This is a genomic window from Thermosynechococcus sp. FA-CM-4201 (assembly GCF_054689355.1).
In genome coordinates this window covers 2,680,823-2,700,762 of the sequence record NZ_CP079920.1, presented here as the reverse complement: position 1 = coordinate 2,700,762, position 19,940 = coordinate 2,680,823, and the positions used below count along the sequence as shown (strand labels likewise).

Here is a 19,940-nt window from a genome sequence, read left to right as displayed (position 1 = left end):
TTGATCCCTGTCACTGTCCCTTCGCTTACCATGTGGGATCTCGAAAGACATAGGCAGTAATGTGGGTGCCATCCTCGCGATCGCCCGCGATCGTAGAGATACAAGCGCGAATTTCTTCGCCATCCTCCAGTTCCACGGTACAAGCGCCACACGTCCCCATACGACAGCCGGTGGGAATCTCGACTCCGGCTCGCGCGGCCACACTCAACCAACCTTCACCCGCTTCCGCTTCCACGGACACCTGATCCGGCAGAAACGTTACCCTAATCATGGCTTGACTCCGTGGTAGGTTCCCATCAAATACAGTAACGCCATCCGCACCGCCACCCCACTGGTCACCTGCTGATTCACTAAACTGAACTGCGGATCATCGAGCAGTGCCGAACTCAATTCCACGCCGCGATTCACCGGTCCCGGATGCAAGACCCGCACCTCCGGTCGGCACAGGTGCAGCCGTTCATGGGTAATGCCAAACTGCTGATGGTACTCCCGCAAACTGGGAATCAGGTGCTGATCCATGCGTTCCCGTTGCAGGCGCAGTGTCATCACAATATCGGCACCGGCAAGGGCAGGTTCCAGTGTCCAGTGGAGTGTTGCTCCATAGTCTGCAAATTCTGGCGGCAAGAGGGTGGGAGGCCCTGCCAAGTGAACATCAGCACCAGCGGTCTTGAGGCTGTAGAGGTTCGATCGCGCCACACGGGAATGGCGAATATCCCCGACAATGGCAATTTTCTTCCCCTGCAAGAGGGCACAGCGGGGTTGACGTGGATCGTAGAGTTGGCAAAGGGTAAACAAATCTAGCAGCGCTTGGGAGGGATGCTCGTGCAAGCCATCACCCGCATTGAGAACCGCCACCTGACCGCCAAGGCGATCCATTTCCACCGCAATCGTATGGGGCACCCCGGACTGCTGATGGCGAATCACCATGAACTCTGCCCCCATTGCCCACAGGGTCTTAGCGGTATCGATGATCGTTTCGCCTTTACTCAGAGCCGAGGTACCGGGGGAAAAGTTGAGAATATCCGCAGAAAGACGTTTGGCCGCCAGTTCAAAGCTATTGCGCGTGCGCGTCGAACTTTCAAAGAAGAGATTAGCAACCACCCGCGCTTGGAGGGTGGGGACTTTTTTGGTGCGACGATTCAGGACTTCCTGAAAACTGAGCGCTGTTTGCAGCACAATATCCAGCTCCGCCACCGTAAAGTCTTGGAGGGAGAGGACGTGGCGCCGCTGCCATTGGAGGGGGGGAGTGAGAGTGGGCGTCATGGACAGGGGGTTAGGGTTTGAGCAAGATCAGCCGCTGTCAATTGTTCGTAGCGTTCAAAGGGTTGATGGATCCAAGGATTTTCGGGCAGGTAATGAACATAGTAGTCCGGACGAATACAAGAGGCCGCTTTGTACCAGAGAACCGCAGTGCGCACTTCCTCCACCGCAAAACCATATTTGACCTCCAGCCAGCGCAGGGTTTTCTGCAAGGAAAGGCCAGAATCCACCAAATCATCCACTAAGAGAACATGACTGCCAAGGGTAGCGGTGGTCATGGTTAAGTCCCGCGCAAAGGTGATGCGACCCCGCTCTTGATTTTTGACACCGCCATAGGAGGACACCGCCAGAATCGCGAGGGGTTGATTAAACAAGCGACTGAGAATGTCCCCTACCCGCAGCCCCCCCTTGGCCAAGCAGAGGATTTGATTGAACTGCCATCCCGAGTCATAGATAGCGATCGCCAACTGTTCAATGGTGCGATGATACTCGTCCCAATCCACGTACAGATCTGCCATGGTGCCTAGAAGCTGGCCTTGAACCAAGAAATGGGGATAAACAGCAGCTTGCGCCAGTTAGAGACAAAGGCGCGCCGATTAAAGACATCGTAATCGTTGGCTTCGATAACATCAAGAATCTGGCGATAGAGCATGAGCGCTGACCACACCGGCCAACGGGCATCCCGCTCTAGGTAGGCCACCCCCACTTCGGCTTCCCGATAAAATTGCCGTGCCCGCTGAATTTGAAAGCGCATCAGTGCCCGCCAGCGATCGTCAATCACTCCCCGCTGCAAATCTTCTTCGGTGTAGTTAAAGGCAGCCAAGTCCTCTAAGGGCAGATAGATACGCCCCCGCCGCATATCTTCGCCCACATCCCGCAGGATATTGGTGAGTTGATTGGCAATGCCAAGGGCAATGGCTTGATCCTTGAGGGTACCTTTAGCCTGATAGGGATCCACCCAAGGGGAACACAGGCGATCGCTATAGGGGTTTCCCCCCATTACCTCAAGGGACATCAAGCCCACCGTACCGGCCACGCGATAGCAATAGAGTTCCAATTCAGCAAAGGTTTCATAGCGACTGCGGTGCAAGTCCATCCGCTGCCCAGCAATCATGTCCCGAAAGGGTTGGATGTCGAGGGGATAGTGTTCCAGCGTCGCTGTCAAGGCCAAGTCCATACCATCGTGGGGACGACCGGCAAAAATGTCCTCAAGGCGGGCTTCCCACTCGTCGAGGGTGGCCATTGTTGTCGTTGCTGCTTGCGGGCCATCCACCAGTTCATCGGTGCGCCGACACCAGACGTAAATCGCCCAAATGGCGCGGCGCTTGGCGGGGGGCATCAACAGCGTGCCGAGGTAAAACGTCTTGGCGTAGGTGGCAGTTACCTGACGACACAGCTCGTAGGCTTCGTCGAGGGAAATCAGGGGAGGGACGTACTCGGCTCTAGGCAGTTGCAGCATTGGCGACAGTCTGAGTAGAGGGTTTGGGGGGCTGTGGGGCGTTGCTCTCTGCGAGCCGCTTCGCGATCGCCTGCGCTGTCAGCTTACCAGAAAGTACCGCACCTTCCATACTCCCTAGGTAGGGCTGCATCGTGTAGCTCCCCGATAGGAAGAAGTTAGGAATGGGCGTGGCCTGATCCGGACGAAAGGCTTGGCGACCGGGGGTGGCTTTATAGACTGAGCGGGGGGTTTTCACCACCGCTGTTTTCAGCACTTTAGCAGGTTCCGGTAGGTGATTGGGGAAGAGCTTGGCCAGTTCCGCAAGGGTCGCCTCGACAATCTCCTCATCACTGCGGCCAATCCACTCAGCAGCAGGCGCCAATACCAGCTCTAGCATTGACTTGTCGGGATCGGCATAGCCCTTGCAGGTTTCGCTCATATCGGCATAGACACTCAGCAGGGGCGATCGCGAGAAGAGCAGGTGATCTACCGTGGGCAATTTGCGATCAAACCAGATTTGGACATTGATCACAGGGACGCCTTCGAGGCCATTGAGTTTCTGGAAAAAGGGCAGGTCTTGCCACGGCTTCGGCAGCAGCAGTTTAATGGCATCCACCGACATCGCTGAGACATAGGCATCCGCTGTAACTTCAAAGCGCTGTTGTCTCTCGCGATCGACCATGACAAAGGACTGCACCGAGAGATCCTCATTGAGGACAATCTCCCGCAGAGCCACATTGGTGTGCACTTCACCGCCCCGCGCCGTCACATAATCCACAATCGGCTGACACAACCGTTCCGGCGGTGCCCCATCCAAGAAGGCAATTTTTGAGCCATAGCGTTCCCGCAGAAAGCGGTTCATGGCCGTCAGGGGAATCGTGGCCGAGACCTCATCGGGGTTCAAAAAGGTGAGTGCCTTCGAGGCCGCAATAAAAATGTCGGAGTTCACCCGCTCATCAATCCCTTGGCGTTGCAGCCATTCCAGAAGGGTGTACTTGTCCATCGCCTCGACGTATTTTTGGCCGCGCACGATCGCTGGCCACAAGCCTATGGCAAAGCGGAATTTCTGCTCCCACGTCAGCATATCGTTGTTGCGCAAAATCGAGAGCAGCACATTAAAAGGCGAAGGAATATCGGGAACATCAAACCACGAGAGCACCCCCGGCTTTTCCGGTTGGTTAAAAATCAGGGCATGACGTTTCCATTGCAGGCGATCGCTAATTCCCAATTCCGCGAGGAGTTGCAGCATATTGGGGTAGGCGCCAAAGAAGGCGTGCAAGCCCGTTTCCACCCAATCCCCATCGGCATCCTGCCATGCTGCCACCAAGCCCCCAAGGACATTGGCACGCTCAAACACCATGGGCGTATGTCCTGCATCCACTAGATACTTGGCACAGGCTAAGCCCGCTAAGCCACCACCGGCAATTGCAACTCGCATGAATGACGCTACCCTAACTGACGAAGATGAACGCAATCCCCTAGGGGGACAAAAAGCTGTTCATATTATATTTACAAAACGTTACGGAGACACCCGCTTTAGGCTAATGTTCAGGTTGAACTTCTTGCTTCTACGCCACGACATCGTTAGATGCCACCACGCACCAAGTTTTGCTCAGTCTATACGTTAGCGTCGTGCACTTAGGCTCTCTGATTAGCATGACTTTATTTTGGCACAAAACAGAAAATAAAGCCGCCCTTTCGCGCTAGCTTGGTGGAGCCATAAAGGGCGTGGCTCTAGACCCATTTTTTTGGTAAATAAATATGACAATTAATGGTTTGGAATTTTCGGTATACACATTTAGGGGGGGATCGGTTATACACAAATAGAGAGCAAACCAAGAAATGTATTGATTGGTTGGGGCAATTTGGCAAGTCTCGGAGGAACACTGTCAATGTTTAGCGATAATAATACAGGTTTTACAAGCTGGCTCGCCGATCTCGTCAATGGAATGGGTCTGGCATGGTGGGTCAAGATAGAAACGAAAACCCCCCCCTGCACCTACTACTTTGGCCCTTTTCTGACGCCCATGGAGGCGGAAAAAGAGAAGGATGGCTACATTGAGGACTTAAAGGCTGAGGGCGCAGAGGGACTTGAGGTCAGTGTCGTGCGCTGCCGTCCTGAAGAGGTGACCATTGACGCCGAAAAAAAGACGCGGGTGCCCCTTAGTGTTGGCATGACATAGGTTAAAGTCTGAATTGGTTCTAAAACTCTGTCCCTACAGCATGGTGCCGTCTTAAAGTTTCTCCTAAGTCTCTGGACGCCAACCCCAACAAGGCTATGTTCAGCATTACCAAGGCGGATGGAATTCTCTGGGCGATCGCCTTTATTACGGGGTGTATTTGCAGTCTCTTTCAGTGGGGTTGGCTGGGGGTCTTGGCACTGGGGGGAATCCTCTACGGCGGGCGTCGTTGGGGCGGTAAGGTTTGGTTGCGGCTGCCTGCGAGTCAAAGTTTCGCGATCGCCACCTTGGTTGCCCTCTTGGCAATGGCCTATGTATGGCTGCGCACGCCCCAGCCGGGGGTGAATGACATCAGCAGTTTGGTGCCGCGTCTTGAGGCGTTGAATCTACCGTCAACGGTGCTTGTCGAGGGACGTGTTGAAACCACACCACTACCTAATCGCGCTGGGCGACGACGCTTTTTCCTAGGGGTGGAGCGTTATCAAAATCTCAGTCAAGTACCGACCCAAAGTGGGGTACTGCAAGGGAGAGCCAGTGGCCGCCTCTATGTGACGCTGCCAGCAGAGGAAGGGGCAAAGCTACATCCCAGCCAACGGATCCAGATTTCGGGGCGGCTCTATCTGCCTCGTGGGGGGGGCAGTGAGTTTTTTCGTGCCTTTAACTTTCGGCGGCAGCTTCAATTGCAGTACACCTTTGCCGGCTTAGCAGGCAACAAGGTCACGATTTTGGATCAGGGATCACCTTGGGGGTTGTGGGCACTGCAGCAGCGAATTGTGCAAGTCCATGCCCAAGGGTTGGGCGATCGCTATGGTGCTGTGGTCTCGGCAATGGTGCTGGGGAACCGCGCGGTGGCCATTCCCTTTGAGGTGCGCGACAGTTTTCGGCGCGTGGGGCTATCCCATGCCTTGGCGGCCTCGGGGTTTCATACGGCCATTCTGTTGGCGGTGGTCTTGGCGGTGGCGCGTTTCTTGCCGCAGCAGTGGCGCTATGGTTTGGGGGCGGGGGTCTTGGTGCTCTTTGCCTGTTTGAGTGGGTTTGCCCCCTCAGCAATTCGCGCTGTCTTGATGGGTTTGGCGGGGTTAGTGGCTTTGGTGAATGGTCAAAAGGGGCAACCCCTTGTGATTTTGCTGGCGATCGCCACTGCCATGCTGATCTACAATCCCCTGTGGATTGAGGACATTGGCTTTCAGTTGAGCTTCCTGGCCACATTGGGTCTAATTGTCAGTGCTCAACCGATCAGCGATCGCCTCGATTGGTTGCCAAACCCCCTGCGCAACCTTGTCGCGGTGCCCCTCGCCGCCACCCTTTGGGTACTGCCCCTCTCTTTGGCGATCTTTGGTATTTTTCCAGTCTATGGTTTGCTGGCCAATGTCGTTGCCAATCTGCCCCTAGTTCTCTTGACAGTTGGCGGCTTCATCAGTGCAATGGTCGGCCTCCTCATTCCGCCTGTGGGATCGGCCCTTGCTTGGCTCCTCTACTATCCCACGGCCTTTCTCCTGTGGCTGATTCAAACCATCGGCCAGTGGCCGGGGGCAACGATCGCCCTTGGCAGTTTGGGTTGGCTCCAAGTCGTCGTTCTCTATGGCCTGATTGTGCTTGTGTGGCTAAGTCCGCGCTGGCGGCGCCGCTGGTTTTTGCTGTTTACCTTTGGTGTCACTCTGGTTCTCGTGCCCTTTATTCTGCGCCAAAACACCCTCTTTCAAGCGACGGTTCTCGCCAATACACAGGTGCCGACACTGGTGATTCAGCAACCAGCGGGGACAGTGGTGATCAATGGGGGGGATTCCCAAGGGCTAACGGCTTTCTTGGCTCAAGAGGGCATTAACCGCATTGATTGGGCGGTGGCCAGCGATCGCCAGTATCGTCAACAACAGGGCTGGCGCGACATTCATGGGATCACCCCAATTCGCCAGTTTACGGATGTGCCAACGGCCAAGAGTGATCCTGCCTACCGCGAAATGTTGACTACCCTCAAGGTGCCCCATCAATCGCTCCCCCTGCGGCAACCCGTTCAACTGGGTCAGGTAAAAATTACTGTCCTGCGGGCGGATCCCGCTATCTTGACCTTGGAGATGGGCAACAGTCAGTGGCTCTTTGTCAGTGATCCGAGTCGCGATGCCGCTCAAACCGATTGGCTAGCCGTAACGCCCGTGGAGCCACCGCAGGTTCTCTGGTGGTGGGGGCGCAAATTAACGCCACGCCTCTTTGAGATTGTCAAGCCGCGCAGTGTCATTCTTGGTCGCAACGCCCTTGATCCCGCGATCGCCCGCTATCTCAAGGAGAAAGAAATTCCCTATTTTGTGGTCGGAGAAGCCGGGGAAGTGCGCTGGCAGGCGGATGGCTCCCTGAAGGCCAATGCCCCTCAAAACGATGGCTTGATTTAGGACTCACTTTGGCGCAATCGCAAGTGCGCGGTTGCCAATGTTTCTTGGAGTACCTGCTGAATGCGCTGCGGATCGGGAGTTTTGCCTCCCATTAAGTCACCAAAATAGACACAGGCCGCTTCCCCCAAGGCCCAAGTATAGGCCGCCGCCCAAGAGGCAGAGAGCACCGATCCCAAACCCGGAATAAACTTAATCAACTGTTGCCCCACCAACCGCGCCACAAATCCGCCACCAATGGTGGTTAAGATGCCCCCGGCTTGTGACGGCGAAAGGGTCTGACCGTACAACTGCCCCAACAGCACCACCATCACCACCTGCACGCCCACGAGGACTGGCATCGTGGCAAAAGGCAAAGGCACTGCCGCCAAGGTTCCCGCCATCACCGCAAAGGGGGCAATGTAGCGCCGCCCCACCTGACGATAGAGGGGAGCCAATTGATCACTGAGATGGGATTGGGCGATTAACTGGCGGAGCAGTTGGGCTTCTGCTTTCGGCAGCACCGTCTCTAGGGTGGCAGCAAGGGCCTCAAAGCCATAAAAAACAGGGGTGTAGCCGTCTTCCTCCAACGTAAAGTCAAGGGGAATGACGCGATCGCTAATGTCAGCAAAGCGTTCCTTCAGGCCGGCGATCGCCAAATTCACCTCAGGCATCTCTGGGGGGTAGGGCGGATGATTGTCTTGATGCGGGGGATACAGCTCGTGCAGACAGGTAATGGCCAAAATGAAGGGAATCTCGGGATGAGCTTTCTTCAATGCCTTTGCCACTTGGTGTAGGCGATCGCCCGCAAAATCTGTTACCTTGACCGTCAAAATAATCACCCGCGCCCGTTGACTTTGCTGCAACAGGTGATCCAATTCCGCCACCACCTCAGCCGTTTGCTCTGGCGTTTCCCCCAAGCCCACCGTATCAGTGAAGGTCAGTAGTGGCAGTTCAGCGGTGGGATAGTCATAGCGCTGTGTTTGCCGCGTATGGGGACGAAAGCCCGCCCCGACAATACTGGCATCGGCACCCGTCATTGCCCGCACAATCGAACTTTTCCCCGATTGGGGTTTGCCAATCAGCAAGACCTCCGTCGCCGGTAACTCCTGCCGTGCCCTAGCCAAGACCGCCGCCAGCGCCGTTGCATCCACCTGAAACCAGCGGCTTAGGAACTGCCCATATTGCCCTAAAAATTTAGGCTTGGGTTTCTCCACGGGCGTCGTCACCGTAGCTGGGGGATTCGCGGTAGATCGCATCCAGTTGGGCACGGGCATCCTCCACACTGAGAGAGCGCATCACCAACAGGGGTTCATCAATCACATGGCCATCGCTATCTAACAGTTCGGGATGGGTCACCCGTGGCGGTGAAAATTGGCGTTGCGATTCAATGCCGAGGGTCAACAAACTGCGAATCAGATTAGCCATGGCCAGTAGTGCCAAGACCGTAAAGGCAACAATATAAATCAACTGCAACATGAAGAGAGCACCTCCGAGCCAAGCGCCGAGAATGGTTTAAGCGTCACAAGATTTGGATAAGCGATAGTGGTGGGCAACCTGCCAGCACTCCATCAAAAGCGTATGCCACTGCATGAGTACCTGTGTATCAACCCCCACTTGTCCATCCGTTGCCCGAAAGAGGCTTTGGGTAGCAATCACATCGTTGAGGGCCGTCTCCACCCGTTCAAGGAGTGCCTGCTGTTCCGCCACGTTCAAGAAGGGAATCACTTCTGTCTGCAAAAGCGATCGCGATCGCGTGAACCAGTACTGAAAATCTTCAAGCAGCGGCTCTAGCAAGACCTTAAGCAGTTGAGGTTCAGGTAAATTTGAGTGCAGCATAGGGATTGATGAGGGCGACCTACTTCTATCTTAAATCTTAAACTCGTTTACATATTGTTACATTGTTAATCTTTGACTGCATCTTTCCTCGGGGCGATCGTTTGGAAGGAATCGAAGAGACGGTGTACCCTAAGAAAAGACTCAAAAATACCGATCTTGTCCCCATTACAAGTGTGCGCAGGTATGGACATCCGCGATTTTTTTGCCCAAAGTGCTGGCCGCTGGTTTTCCCAACGTACCAGTCATCACTTGGCCTTTAAGCAAACCGAGTCAGGCAAGTCTCAGTTAACCATTGAATTACTCTCTGTGGATGATCCTGCGGTCATTGCCCTGTGTCAGCAATATGACATGGATCCCGCTTGGGCAGTGTGCGGCGCACGGGTCAGTTGGGACGGCACGATGGAATGGGACAGCGAGAAGCACGAAGGCTCAACAGTACTGGTGCCGATCATGGATCAGGGGTCGCGGATGGAAGGCAAGCTCCTGCGGGAGATGGGCTATGCCGAAAAAGCACCGGTTGCCGGTCGCTTCAGTATGGGCAGTGATGGTGCCCTGACCTTGATTACCGAATACGAAACGATGTATTCCGAAGAGCGTCTTTGGTTTGCCAGCCCCAATCTACGCCTGCGCACCAGTATTCTCAAGCGCTTTGGTGGCTTTAGTATGGCCTCCTTCTGCTCAGAAATTCGCTTAGGGGTGACGCAACCCGCCAAGTCCTGATGGTCTTTCTCCACGTTGCCATTAACGTCACGGATTTGGAGCGAGCTGCGGCCTTCTATGAAGGGTTGCTGGGGCTTACCCCTGTCGATCGCCCCCTGAAATTTCCCGGCCGCTGGTATCAAATCGGTACGGTGCAAATTCATTTGATCCAAACCGAAAAGGTGCTGGATACTCGTCAAGATCAGCGGTGGGGACGTAACCCCCACTTTGCCCTTGGCGTAACTGATTTAGCTAGTCTCGAGCAACGCCTAGCGGCAGCCGAAATTCCCATGCAGCGCAGTGCCTCAGGACGAGCCGCAATCTTTGTCGCGGATCCCGATGGCAATCTGATTGAACTCAGTCAAGTGTCCTAGAGCACCAGCTTGGCCATTCCCAAGAACTGAATGCCCGTTGGCTCAATGGCAAAACGATAGGGCAAAATTTCCACCCCTTGGTTGTAGGCGGCACGTAAGAGTTGTCCATAGGCGGGGTCGGCACTATCCCCGGGCGCAAAGCGATCGCAATCACCGCGATTGATGAAATAGAGCATACACACACGAGTGTCTGGCTGGGTTTGCCGTAGCCATTGCAGTTCCCGCAGATGCTTTTGGCCTCGCGTGGTCACCGTATCAGGAAACAGGGCTAAGCCCCCTTGCGCCCAAGTGGTATTTTTCACCTCAACATAGGCAGGGGGCTGTTGGGGATGATCCGTCAAGTAAAAGTCAATGCGGCTGCGCTCTTGACCATAGGCCACCTCTCGCTGCTGAGTGCCGTAGCCAGCCAGTTCCGGTAGGATGCCTGCCGCCAATGCCGAAGCAATCACCCGATTCGGCAGACTCGTATTGACCCCTACCCACGTACCATCAACAAAAATCATTTCCCACGTATAGGCCAGCTTGCGCTTGGGATCCGCATGGTAGGAGACTTGGACGGGGGCACCCACTTGGCAAATTCCTGTCATCGGCCCTGTATTCGGGCAGTGGGCTGTGATGCGATCGCCAGAGGTCAACTCAATCTCAGCAAAAAATCGCTGATAGCGCCGACAGAGAATTCCTGCTTGGAGCGGTGGATAGTGCCAACACAATGTGGGAGTCACAGGCGACCCATAGAAAGCGCAAGCCTCTATTCTACCCCCAAAAGTAAAATGCCAGCCCCCCTTGGTGATATGGAAGCCAGCATTCTACGGAATATTAAAGGAGATTTAAGGTTAAGGTCTATATGGGCTGACCTCAATTGAATACCCCTATCATGGCATCACTTCTTGGCAGGGGCGACTTCCCTAATCTTTTCTTTATATTTATGTTGCAAAGGTCTGATCTTTCGTTACATGTCTTAGAGTTTCGCAGTATTGTCCTGAAAACTCCCCTGTCCTCGTCACAAGAAACGCCCCTAAATCCCGTAGTATTAAGATGTATGTCGCAAATCTTAAAAATTTCTGAGGTATGACCGCCGAAACCCCTGATGTTGCGCCCTTAGATCGGTTTGAGTGCCGTGCCTGCGGCTACATCTATGAACCCTCGAAGGGAGACGAGAATCGCTCGATTCCGCCGGGGACAGCCTTTGCTGATCTCCCCGTGAACTGGCGGTGTCCAGTGTGCAGTGCTCCAAAAAAGCAATTTAGCAACATTGGACCTGTGGGATCCCCCTCAGGCTTCAAGGAAAATCTGAACTACGGCTTGGGTGTGAATCGCCTCACCCCCGGCCAAAAAAATATCCTCATTTTTGGTGGTCTTGCCCTTGCCGTTCTTTTTCTACTGAGTTTCTATAATGTTCGCTAAACAAATTGACATTGATTGGCAAAAAATGAAAGGAATCAAGTTCCTGCATTGGCTCTTGGTGACCGTTGGCCTCTGGGTGAGCCTGAGTGCCTCTGCCCTTGCCATCCCCGCCTTGGACTACAACCCTTGGGAAGCCATCCAACTACCAACCACCTCCACCATTCTCGATATGAGCTTTATTGACCGCAATCACGGTTGGTTGGTGGGTGCCAATGCCACACTGATGGAAACTCGCGACGGTGGTCAAACTTGGGAACCGCGCACGCTGGTTTTAGATAATCCTGACTATCGCTTCAACAGCGTTAGCTTCCAAGGGAACGAGGGCTGGATTGTGGGTGAGCCACCCATTATGCTGCACACGACCGATGGTGGCCAATCTTGGAGCCAAATTCCCCTCAATCCCAAACTCCCCGGCTCACCCCGTCTGATCAAAGCCCTCGGCAATGGCGCTGCGGAAATGATGACCGATGTGGGGGCGATTTACCGTACCAAAGACAGCGGCAAAAACTGGCAAGCATTAGTCCAAGAAGCCATTGGCGTCATGCGCAACCTCAACCGTTCGCCCTCTGGTGAGTATGTGGCTGTCTCCTCGCGGGGGAGCTTTTACTCCACATGGGAACCGGGACAAACCGCTTGGGAACCCCACAATCGCACCACTTCGCGCCGCGTCCACAATATGGGCTTTACCCCGGATGGTCGGCTTTGGATGATTGTCAATGGCGGTAAAATTGCCTTTTCTGATCCAGACAATTCCGAGAACTGGGGAGAACTGCTGAGTCCCCTGCGTCGCAATAGTGTTGGCTTCCTTGATCTGGCCTATCGCACACCCAATGAAGTGTGGCTAGCAGGGGGTGCCGGCGTGCTGCTCTGTAGCCAAGATGGTGGCCAAACGTGGCAGCAGGATGTGGACGTGAAAAAAGTCCCCTCCAATTTTTATAAAATTCTTTTCTTTAGTCCCGATCAAGGGTTCATTATTGGCCAGAAGGGGATCTTGCTGCGGTATGTGACTGACTTGACGGCTCCTGCGGCGTAACGTAGAAAATAACTGCCGAGCATCTGGTAGAGTCTCGTTATGAACTCCAGCAGCACTTCATTCTCCCTCCATGAGGGTGGTCGCTTCTTGCGCAATATCTGGTACTATGGCCTGCCAGCCGCTGACCTCAAGCCGGGTCGGTGCCAAGCCAAGGTGCTTTTAGGGGAGCCTATTCTCTTCTGCCGTACCACCACAGGCAAGCCCTTCGCGCTGCGCAATCTCTGCCCTCACCGTGGCATTCCCCTGCACTATGGTCACTTTGATGGGGAAGAGGTGGAGTGCCCCTACCACGGCTGGCGCTTTAATGCCCACGGCCACTGTACGCTGATTCCCTCCCTGACCAGTGATAGTGATGTCGATCTCAAGCACTTTGGTGTGTTGAGCTATCCCGTACGCGAAGTGCAGGGCAATCTCTGGATTTTTTTTCCAGCCAATGAGCGCGATGTTAGTGAACCCACGCTAGAAGTGCCCCTTGTGCCCGGATTTAGTGCCGAGACCCAACCCCAAGCGGTGCAAAAGTTCATCTTTCCGGGACATCTGGATCAGGTGTTTATTAACTTTATGGATCCCTCCCATGCGCCCTTTGTACATGGGGCGTGGTGGTGGCGCAAGCGGGGCAAGCTCTTTGAGAAGGCAAAAACCTTTGATCCGTCGCCCTATGGCTTTACAATGCGCCGCCATCCCCTGTTGCGCAAGTCGTGGGCACACCATATTTTGGGCGGCCATCCTGAGGTGGAAATTATCTATCGGCTGCCGGGGATTCGTATCGAAACCAACTATAGCGATCGCCACACCTTTTGTTTTCTGATTACCCTCACCCCCATTAACGATCAGGAAACTGAACTCACCGCCACCTACTACTGGACCTTTCCGTGGCTAGCTCCCCTGAAACCGCTACTGGCTCCCTTAGCGCGGGAATTTCTCAACCAAGATTTGCGCATTGTGGCCAAGCAGAGCGAAGGTCTGAAGTACAAACCACCCTTGACGCTCATCAAAGAAGCAGATCACCAAGCCAAGTGGTATTACCAGATTAAACGCGAGTACGAAAAAGCCACCCAAGAGGGACGAGAATTTGTCAACCCCCTAAAAACCCAAGTCCTGCGCTGGCGCTAAAGGCAGCAGCCCCTCTGGTACGATCAGAGGGTTAGATCATTCACACTGGCTGTACCTATGCTCCTAGACCTATCGGGAAAACGCGCCCTTGTGACCGGCATTGCCAATAATCGCTCCATTGCTTGGGGGATTGCTCAACAACTCCATGCAGCAGGTGCCGAACTGGCAGTGACGTACCTTCCCGACGAGCGGGGAAAGCTGAAGCAAAAGGTCGAGGAACTCACAGCCCCCCTTGCCCCCAAGTTGCTCCTGCCCCTAGATGTGCAGCAACCTCAACAAATTGACGAGGCCTTTGCGGCGATTCAATCCACATGGGGTGGCTTAGATATTTTGATTCACTGCTTGGCCTTTGCCCAAAAAGAAGATCTCAGTGGTGATTTTTCCGCCGTCTCCCTTGAAGGCTTTAATCTCGCTCTCGACATCAGTGCCTACTCCCTGATCTCTCTCAGCCGTGCCGCTAAACCATTGATGACCAACGGCGGGTCAATCATTACCCTGACCTATTTAGGGGGTGTGCGGGTTGTGCCGAACTACAATGTCATGGGGATTGCCAAGGCAGCCCTAGAAATGAATGTCCGCTACCTAGCAGCGGAACTGGGTCCTCAAAATATCCGTGTCAATGGTATCTCCGCTGGTCCAATTCGCACCTTAGCCTCCTCAGCAGTGGGGGGCATTCTCGACATGATTCACCATGTGGAAGCCACGGCTCCGTTGCGACGCACGGTGACCCAAACCGAAGTGGGCAACACAGCAGCTTTTCTTGCTAGTGATCTAGCCAGTGGCATCACTGGTCAAATTCTTTATGTGGATTCGGGCTACTGCATCATGGGGATGTAGAGGGCATACGCTAGAGTAGAGTCAACGAGTTATTGACGAGGCAAAGCATGGGTTTACTTGATCGTGTGGGCATGGTGATTCGCTCTAACCTCAATGCCCTAGTCAGTGCTGCTGAAGATCCAGAAAAAATTCTTGAGCAAACAATTATTGATATGAATGCCGACTTGGTGAAGTTACGCCAAGCGGTTGCTCAGGCCATTGCCGCCCAAAAACGACTCGAACAACAGTACACCCAAAATCTCAAGGATGCCCAGCAGTGGGAAGAGCGAGCACGCCTAGCCCTCAGTAGAGGGGATGAAGCACTGGCTCTCGAAGCCTTGAACCGCAAGAAAACTGCCGCAGATACCGCTGTCGCCCTTAAAGCCCAAGTGGATCAAATGGCAGTGCAGGTGAAAACCCTCAAGGACAACTTGACCGCCCTTGAAAGCAAAATTTCTGAGGCGAAAACGAAGAAGGAAATGCTCAAAGCGCGTGCCCGTGCCGCTAAGGCCTCAGAGCAGATTCATCAAGCGGTCAGCAAGGTGGGCACCTCCAATGCGATGGCGGCATTTGAACGCATGGAAGATAAAGTCCTGCAAATGGAAGCCCGCTCCCAAGCGATCGCTGAACTCAGTGGTGATACGCTCGAAAGTAAATTCCAAGCGCTCCAAAGCAGTGCCAACAAACAAGATGTGGAATTTGAACTGCTGGAAATGAAGCGGCAGATGGGCTTGTTGCCCGATGCCCCCTCTGCGGGGACACTCCCCCAAACCGCCAGTGGCAGCAGTCAGTTGAATATTAATATCAACGTCTCTACTCCCGAAGTGCAGGACGCGCCACGCCCCAGTGCATCGTCTCAAAGTAAATCTATTGATGACGATATGGCAGAACTCCGCCGCCTACTGGATAGTTAACCTCAATGGGTCGCCTGGGATTCGAACCCAAGACCAATCGGTTAAAAGCCGAGTGCTCTACCGCTGAGCTAGCGACCCGCGCTGTTTCGCAGCTTTTCCAGTATAGAGAAAACCACCTTGAAAGACAAGGGGTTAGGGGGAAAGCCAGTGGGGAAATTGGCAAAATTGTTCTCGGCTGAGGAGATGGATGCGCGGATGTGCCTCGGCCTGGGCGCGATCGCTAGCGGTGGTATAGCCCCATGTCGCCAAGAAGAGTGCTGTTTCCCCGAGCGCCGGTGTAGCGGCAACCTGTAACAGTGCCCCGAGGCGATCCTCAACAAACCACAGGGGAGTGCCATAGGTTGACTGAAGCGCCTCAAGAATCACAGGCTTGGGCTGCTGTTGCTCTTTGCCATAGATTGCTTCTGGGGGAAAGGAGATGCCCGCTTGCTCCAGCAAATAGGTCACAAAGCGCTGCTCCTTGGTGGTGACAATGGCGAGGGGTTGACCTTGGGCTTGCCAGCGTTGCAGAGCCGCCACGACACCGTCATAAAAGTCATGGAGCGCCAGCCAGCTTTGCCAGTCCGTTGCAATCCAGCGATCGCGCAAGCTGTCCACCCGTTCTCCCAAATCGGTGGCAGTGAGGTGGTAGGTAGCAAGCAGGCGATCGCGCACCTTTGGCCAGTTTTGGAGAATCTCTTGAGTAGGGGTGCCTTCAAGGATTGCCCGCAACAGGAGCGGCATCTCCCAACCCACGGTAATCACAGGGCGCAATTGACCAAATTGCCTTTCTAGTTCCTCTAGGGAAAGCACAAGGGGCTGATCAGGCCACACCTGCTGATACACCCGCCAACTGGTTTGAAAATATTCCCGCAGGCCATTGCAGAGGACGCCATCAAAATCTAAGGCCAGTAATGAGGGTAATATTTGTGGCATTGCTGTCTAAAACCTAACTGGGGCGGGAGGATTCGAACCCCCGAATGGCGGGACCAAAACCCGCTGCCTTACCGCTTGGCGACACCCCATTGAGTCGCTTTGTTAGCATAGCAAGTTTGGCTTGGTTTGTTCAAGGGATGAACTGATTTTTTTTCGTGCCTAAATGCTGTAGTACAGGGGAAAGGACTTTGCCTCCCGTGGCTTAATAAAGACCTGCTGTTGGGGTTCAAGGTGCAGCTCGTCAAATCGCTCTCGCGATAGGTGTGCCATCAATTCCTGCCCGTCATCTAGGCGCAGTTCCACCTGGATTTCCCAGCCTAGGTGAATAATGCGGTGAATGCGAGCTGAGACGGTGTTACCATTGGGACTGGTTTCAATAATGATGTCGCGTGGGCGCAGAAAAATATCGCAGTGGGGAGCTGTGCCCTCGCTTTGTTGAAAGACAGGGGAGCGCAAGACATTCACAGGACCAATAAAGCTCATCACAAAGGGGCTAGCGGGATGGTCGTAAATTTCAGCGGGGGTGCCCACCTGCTCCACTTGCCCTTTGTTCATGACGACAATTTGATCCGCGACTTCCATCGCTTCCTCTTGATCATGGGTCACGAAGACCGTTGTCACATGGACATCATCGTGGAGGTGGCGTAGCCATGCTCGCAGTTCCTTGCGTACTTTGGCATCAAGGGCACCAAAGGGTTCATCTAGCAACAGCACCTTCGGTTCTACGGCAAGGGCACGGGCAAGAGCCACCCGCTGGCGTTGTCCCCCAGAGAGCTGAGAGGGGTAGCGATCGCCCAAGCCAGCCAACTGCACCAACTCGAGCAATTCCTCAACCCGAGCTTTGATCTTGGCACGGGGCACCTTGCGCAACTCTAGGCCAAAGGCGATATTTTGGCGCACGGTCATGTGCTTAAAAAGGGCATAGTGCTGAAAGACGAAGCCAATATTACGCTCTTGGACACTTTGATAGGTGGCGTCCTTGCCCGTGAGCAGAATCCGGCCAGTGTCGGGCATCTCTAAACCCGCAATCAGCCGCAGTAAGGTTGATTTGCCAGAACCCGAGGGCCCCAACAGCGCCACCAAAGAACCACTGGCAATATCCAAATCCACCTGCTTGACTGCTTGAAAGGAGCCAAAGGACTTAGAAACATTTTCAATAGTGATGCCCATAGCACTGCTAGCAATACTCTAGTTTCTCTATAAGATTACCGTAGTTTTGAAGCCCTGTGTCTTTGCCCATGCCTCAGTCAACAGCTTCTCCATCAATCATGCATTCAACAATTGATTTTCTGAGAGACTTGTCATAGCACCTAGACGCTTGCTAGAATCATAAAGCACTTTCAAGCCGGGATAGCTCAGTTGGTAGAGCAGAGGACTGAAAATCCTCGTGTCGCCAGTTCAATTCTGGCTCCTGGCATCTGACACAGGAAGCAAACCATCCCTAAACCCTAGAAATATCAAGGGTTTCAGAACTCGCATATTTTTTGATTCCTTGCTAATTCCGACTGATGATGGCTATTTGACCCCCAAAATTTAGGCAAGATTTAGGCAAGATTGTCATAGGACACTTAAAGCCATGGTGGTAGATTGGCGTAGGGGGCGTTCTCTCTGAGGCGGTCAAAAAGGAATTGATGCAAGGGGTCAATCATGAGTGAACCTGTAACACGGTCTGAATTGAGTCAAGTGTTGGATGCCATCCAAGGGTTGCAGGCCACGATTCAGGCAATGGACAAAAAGCTAGATATTCACATTGCCACTAGCAGATTGTCAAACGGCAGGATGGAACCGATGCCCGTCTGTGGGGGTTCTTGGTGACGCTGCTGGCTTAATCACTAAGCTGTTGTTCTTTGACACGCCACGCTTTTGATAAAGTAACGATAAATCTGAAGAAAAGATAAAAATTTAGCGTTGCAGATTTGGCTATTTCGCCTAAGATGAGGGAGACTCAACTGATCTCATTGATCCCCTGCCGTTGTCCCAAATACATAAATAGGCAAACTTCCTATGGCAATTGGTTATTTAGCGCTGGTTTTGCATGCTCACCTCCCCTTTGTCCGCCACCCCGAGAGTGACTACGTTTTAGAAGAAGAGTGGCTCTTTGAGGCGATTACCGAAACCTATGTGCCCCTGATCTGGATGTTTGAGGGGCTAAAGCGTGACGGCGTGGACTTCAAAATCACAATGAGTATGACGCCGCCATTAATTTCAATGCTGCGGGATCCGCTACTTCAGGAACGCTACGACCAGCACTTAGCGAAATTAGAGGAACTGGCGGAACTAGAGGTAGAGCGCAATACCTACAATGGCCACATCCGCTACCTTGCCGAGCACTATGCCCAAGAATTCAACCGCGTACGGCAGACATGGGAAAACTACGATCGCGACCTCGTCAAGGCTTTTAAGCAGTTTCAAGACACCAATAACCTTGAAATCATTACCTGTGGTGCCACCCACGGCTACCTGCCCCTCATGAAAATGTATCCCCAAGCGGTGTGGGCACAACTGCAAGTGGCCTGTGAGCACTATGAACAAACCTTTGGCCGCCCGCCCAAGGGCATTTGGCTGCCAGAGTGCGCCTATTACGAAGGCCTAGAGCGAATGCTTGCCGATGCGGGTTTGCGCTATTTCATTACCGATGGCCACGGTATTCTCTATGCCCGTCCCCGGCCTCGCTTTGGCACCTATGCGCCTATTTTCACCGAAACTGGGGTGGCTGCCTTTGGTCGTGATCATGAATCTTCCCAGCAGGTGTGGTCGTCAGAGGTGGGCTATCCGGGGGCGCCTGAATACCGTGAGTTCTACAAGGACTTGGGCTGGGAAGCGGAGTACGAATACATCAAGCCCTACATCATGCCCAATGGCCAACGCAAAAATACGGGGATTAAGTACCACAAAATTACGGGGCGCGGTCTTGGTTTAGGGGACAAGCAACTCTACGACCCCTATTGGGCACGGGAAAAGGCGGCTGAGCACGCTGCTAATTTCATGTTTAACCGCGAAAATCAAATTCGCTACCTGCACCACCTGATGCAGCGTCCGCCGATTGTGGTCTCTCCCTACGATGCTGAACTCTATGGTCACTGGTGGTATGAAGGGCCTTGGTTCCTTGACTTTCTCTTCCGCAAGGTCTGGTTTGACCAAGACACCTTTGCCATGACCCACTTGGCAGACTATCTGCGCGCCCATCCCACCCAGCAGGTGTGCCGTCCTTCCCAGTCCAGTTGGGGCTACAAGGGCTTTCATGAATACTGGCTGAATGACACCAATGCTTGGATTTACCCCCACCTTCATAAGGCTGCTGAACGGATGATTGAACTGGCCAAGGGGGAGCCGTGGGATGAACTGAGTTGGCGCGCCCTCAACCAAGCGGCACGGGAATTACTCCTTGCTCAATCCTCAGACTGGGCCTTTATTATGCGGACGGGAACGATGGTGCCCTATGCGGTTCGCCGCACCCGTAGCCACCTGATGCGCTTCCACAAGCTCTACGATGACATCAAGGCACAAAAAATTGATGCCGGCTGGTTGGAAAAGGTGGAAGCCATTGACAATATCTTCCCCCACATTAACTATCGGGTCTATCGCCCCTTGTAGT

At 53.8% G+C, this 19,940-nt stretch carries 22 protein-coding genes and 3 tRNA genes; 12 read left to right on the top strand and 13 right to left on the bottom strand.

Annotation, left to right across the window (positions count from 1 at the left end; genetic code table 11):
• Positions 1–25 precede the first annotated feature (25 nt).
• From KV190_RS13255 to pds, 5 genes are read right to left on the bottom strand one after another with little or no spacing between them, the layout of a single operon-like run.
• Positions 26–271: a 2Fe-2S iron-sulfur cluster-binding protein gene (locus KV190_RS13255; RefSeq protein WP_460193868.1), complete on the bottom strand. Its 246-nt coding sequence runs from the start codon at positions 269–271 to the stop codon at positions 26–28.
• Positions 268–1,263, bottom strand: coding sequence for an aspartate carbamoyltransferase catalytic subunit (locus tag KV190_RS13250; protein WP_460193867.1), 996 nt, complete (start codon positions 1,261–1,263; stop codon positions 268–270). The genes KV190_RS13255 and KV190_RS13250 overlap by 4 nt, the downstream gene beginning before the upstream one ends.
• Complete coding sequence (locus KV190_RS13245) at positions 1,260–1,778, bottom strand: phosphoribosyltransferase (protein ID WP_460193866.1); 519 nt, start codon at positions 1,776–1,778, stop codon at positions 1,260–1,262. Before KV190_RS13245 ends, KV190_RS13250 begins: the two co-directional genes overlap by 4 nt.
• 5 nt (positions 1,779–1,783) lie before the next feature.
• Entirely contained in the window at positions 1,784–2,719 is a 936-nt protein-coding gene (locus tag KV190_RS13240) for a phytoene synthase (protein ID WP_460193865.1), read from the bottom strand.
• Complete coding sequence (pds, locus tag KV190_RS13235) at positions 2,703–4,136, bottom strand: 15-cis-phytoene desaturase (RefSeq protein ID WP_460193864.1); 1,434 nt, start codon at positions 4,134–4,136, stop codon at positions 2,703–2,705. Before pds ends, KV190_RS13240 begins: the two co-directional genes overlap by 17 nt.
• A 454-nt stretch (positions 4,137–4,590) precedes the next feature.
• Here pds and KV190_RS13230 point away from each other — a divergent pair, with 454 nt between their 5' ends.
• Entirely contained in the window at positions 4,591–4,881 is a 291-nt protein-coding gene (locus tag KV190_RS13230) for a DUF1816 domain-containing protein (protein WP_302679204.1), read from the top strand.
• A gap of 95 nt (positions 4,882–4,976) precedes the next feature.
• Positions 4,977–7,262: a ComEC/Rec2 family competence protein gene (locus tag KV190_RS13225; RefSeq protein ID WP_460193863.1), complete on the top strand. Its 2,286-nt coding sequence runs from the start codon at positions 4,977–4,979 to the stop codon at positions 7,260–7,262.
• On the opposite strand, the gene KV190_RS13220 is transcribed toward KV190_RS13225, so the two are convergent.
• From KV190_RS13220 to KV190_RS13210, 3 genes are read right to left on the bottom strand one after another with little or no spacing between them, the layout of a single operon-like run.
• Positions 7,259–8,467 (bottom strand): GTPase family protein, encoded by a 1,209-nt coding sequence (locus tag KV190_RS13220; RefSeq protein ID WP_460193862.1) that lies wholly within the window; start codon positions 8,465–8,467, stop codon positions 7,259–7,261. The two genes, KV190_RS13225 and KV190_RS13220, sit on opposite strands and share 4 nt — an antisense overlap.
• Positions 8,436–8,717 (bottom strand): DUF2973 domain-containing protein, encoded by a 282-nt coding sequence (locus KV190_RS13215; protein ID WP_149819439.1) that lies wholly within the window; start codon positions 8,715–8,717, stop codon positions 8,436–8,438. Before KV190_RS13215 ends, KV190_RS13220 begins: the two co-directional genes overlap by 32 nt.
• Before the next feature lie 36 nt (positions 8,718–8,753).
• Positions 8,754–9,077: a DUF2605 domain-containing protein gene (locus KV190_RS13210; RefSeq protein ID WP_286625093.1), complete on the bottom strand. Its 324-nt coding sequence runs from the start codon at positions 9,075–9,077 to the stop codon at positions 8,754–8,756.
• Between the two features lie 183 nt (positions 9,078–9,260).
• Here KV190_RS13210 and KV190_RS13205 point away from each other — a divergent pair, with 183 nt between their 5' ends.
• Positions 9,261–9,797 (top strand): phycobiliprotein lyase, encoded by a 537-nt coding sequence (locus KV190_RS13205; RefSeq protein WP_460193861.1) that lies wholly within the window; start codon positions 9,261–9,263, stop codon positions 9,795–9,797.
• Positions 9,797–10,150, top strand: coding sequence for a VOC family protein (locus KV190_RS13200; RefSeq protein WP_460193860.1), 354 nt, complete (start codon positions 9,797–9,799; stop codon positions 10,148–10,150). Before KV190_RS13205 ends, KV190_RS13200 begins: the two co-directional genes overlap by 1 nt.
• Here the strand turns inward: KV190_RS13200 and sfsA are convergent.
• Positions 10,147–10,872 carry a DNA/RNA nuclease SfsA gene (gene sfsA, locus KV190_RS13195; RefSeq protein WP_460193859.1) on the bottom strand — a complete coding sequence of 242 codons (726 nt, stop codon included), beginning with the start codon at positions 10,870–10,872 and terminating at the stop codon, positions 10,147–10,149. The genes KV190_RS13200 and sfsA overlap by 4 nt on opposite strands.
• 346 nt (positions 10,873–11,218) lie before the next feature.
• Between sfsA and KV190_RS13190 the strand changes: the two genes are divergently transcribed.
• Genes KV190_RS13190 through KV190_RS13170 form a run of 5 tightly spaced genes read left to right on the top strand, consistent with a single transcriptional unit; the run spans position 11,219 to position 15,430 of the window.
• Positions 11,219–11,554, top strand: coding sequence for a rubredoxin (locus tag KV190_RS13190; RefSeq protein ID WP_149819429.1), 336 nt, complete (start codon positions 11,219–11,221; stop codon positions 11,552–11,554).
• Positions 11,555–11,579: 25 nt separating this feature from the next.
• Positions 11,580–12,587, top strand: a complete 1,008-nt coding sequence (locus KV190_RS13185; RefSeq protein WP_460193857.1) for a photosynthesis system II assembly factor Ycf48 — start codon at positions 11,580–11,582, stop codon at positions 12,585–12,587.
• Positions 12,588–12,626: 39 nt separating this feature from the next.
• On the top strand, positions 12,627–13,700 hold the full coding sequence (locus KV190_RS13180) for a Rieske 2Fe-2S domain-containing protein (RefSeq protein ID WP_460193855.1): 1,074 nt from the start codon (positions 12,627–12,629) through the stop codon (positions 13,698–13,700).
• A 57-nt stretch (positions 13,701–13,757) separates the two neighbouring features.
• Positions 13,758–14,537, top strand: a complete 780-nt coding sequence (gene fabI / locus KV190_RS13175) for an enoyl-ACP reductase FabI (RefSeq protein ID WP_460193854.1) — start codon at positions 13,758–13,760, stop codon at positions 14,535–14,537.
• A 47-nt stretch (positions 14,538–14,584) separates the two neighbouring features.
• A complete protein-coding gene (locus KV190_RS13170) occupies positions 14,585–15,430 on the top strand; it encodes a PspA/IM30 family protein (protein WP_460193853.1) in 846 nt (281 codons plus the stop codon).
• A gap of 6 nt (positions 15,431–15,436) precedes the next feature.
• Here KV190_RS13170 and KV190_RS13165 read toward each other — a convergent pair.
• From KV190_RS13165 to KV190_RS13150, 4 genes are all read right to left on the bottom strand, one after another.
• Positions 15,437–15,508: transfer RNA gene (locus tag KV190_RS13165), tRNA-Lys, on the bottom strand.
• Between the two features lie 54 nt (positions 15,509–15,562).
• On the bottom strand, positions 15,563–16,345 hold the full coding sequence (locus KV190_RS13160) for an HAD family hydrolase (protein ID WP_460193852.1): 783 nt from the start codon (positions 16,343–16,345) through the stop codon (positions 15,563–15,565).
• A gap of 17 nt (positions 16,346–16,362) precedes the next feature.
• Positions 16,363–16,434: transfer RNA gene (locus KV190_RS13155), tRNA-Gln, on the bottom strand.
• A gap of 70 nt (positions 16,435–16,504) precedes the next feature.
• A complete protein-coding gene (locus KV190_RS13150; protein WP_460193851.1) occupies positions 16,505–17,515 on the bottom strand; it encodes a sulfate/molybdate ABC transporter ATP-binding protein in 1,011 nt (336 codons plus the stop codon).
• A gap of 174 nt (positions 17,516–17,689) precedes the next feature.
• Here KV190_RS13150 and KV190_RS13145 point away from each other — a divergent pair.
• The 3 genes from KV190_RS13145 to KV190_RS13135 all read left to right on the top strand — a co-directional run bounded on the left by KV190_RS13145 (position 17,690) and on the right by KV190_RS13135 (position 19,939).
• Positions 17,690–17,762, top strand: a tRNA-Phe gene (locus tag KV190_RS13145).
• Between the two features lie 230 nt (positions 17,763–17,992).
• The gene (locus KV190_RS13140; RefSeq protein WP_460193849.1) at positions 17,993–18,160 is read left to right on the top strand and encodes a hypothetical protein; all 168 of its coding nucleotides are present in this window, start codon (positions 17,993–17,995) and stop codon (positions 18,158–18,160) included.
• A gap of 189 nt (positions 18,161–18,349) precedes the next feature.
• Positions 18,350–19,939, top strand: a complete 1,590-nt coding sequence (locus tag KV190_RS13135; protein ID WP_149818172.1) for a glycoside hydrolase family 57 protein — start codon at positions 18,350–18,352, stop codon at positions 19,937–19,939.
• The last annotated feature ends 1 nt before the right edge of the window (position 19,940 follow it).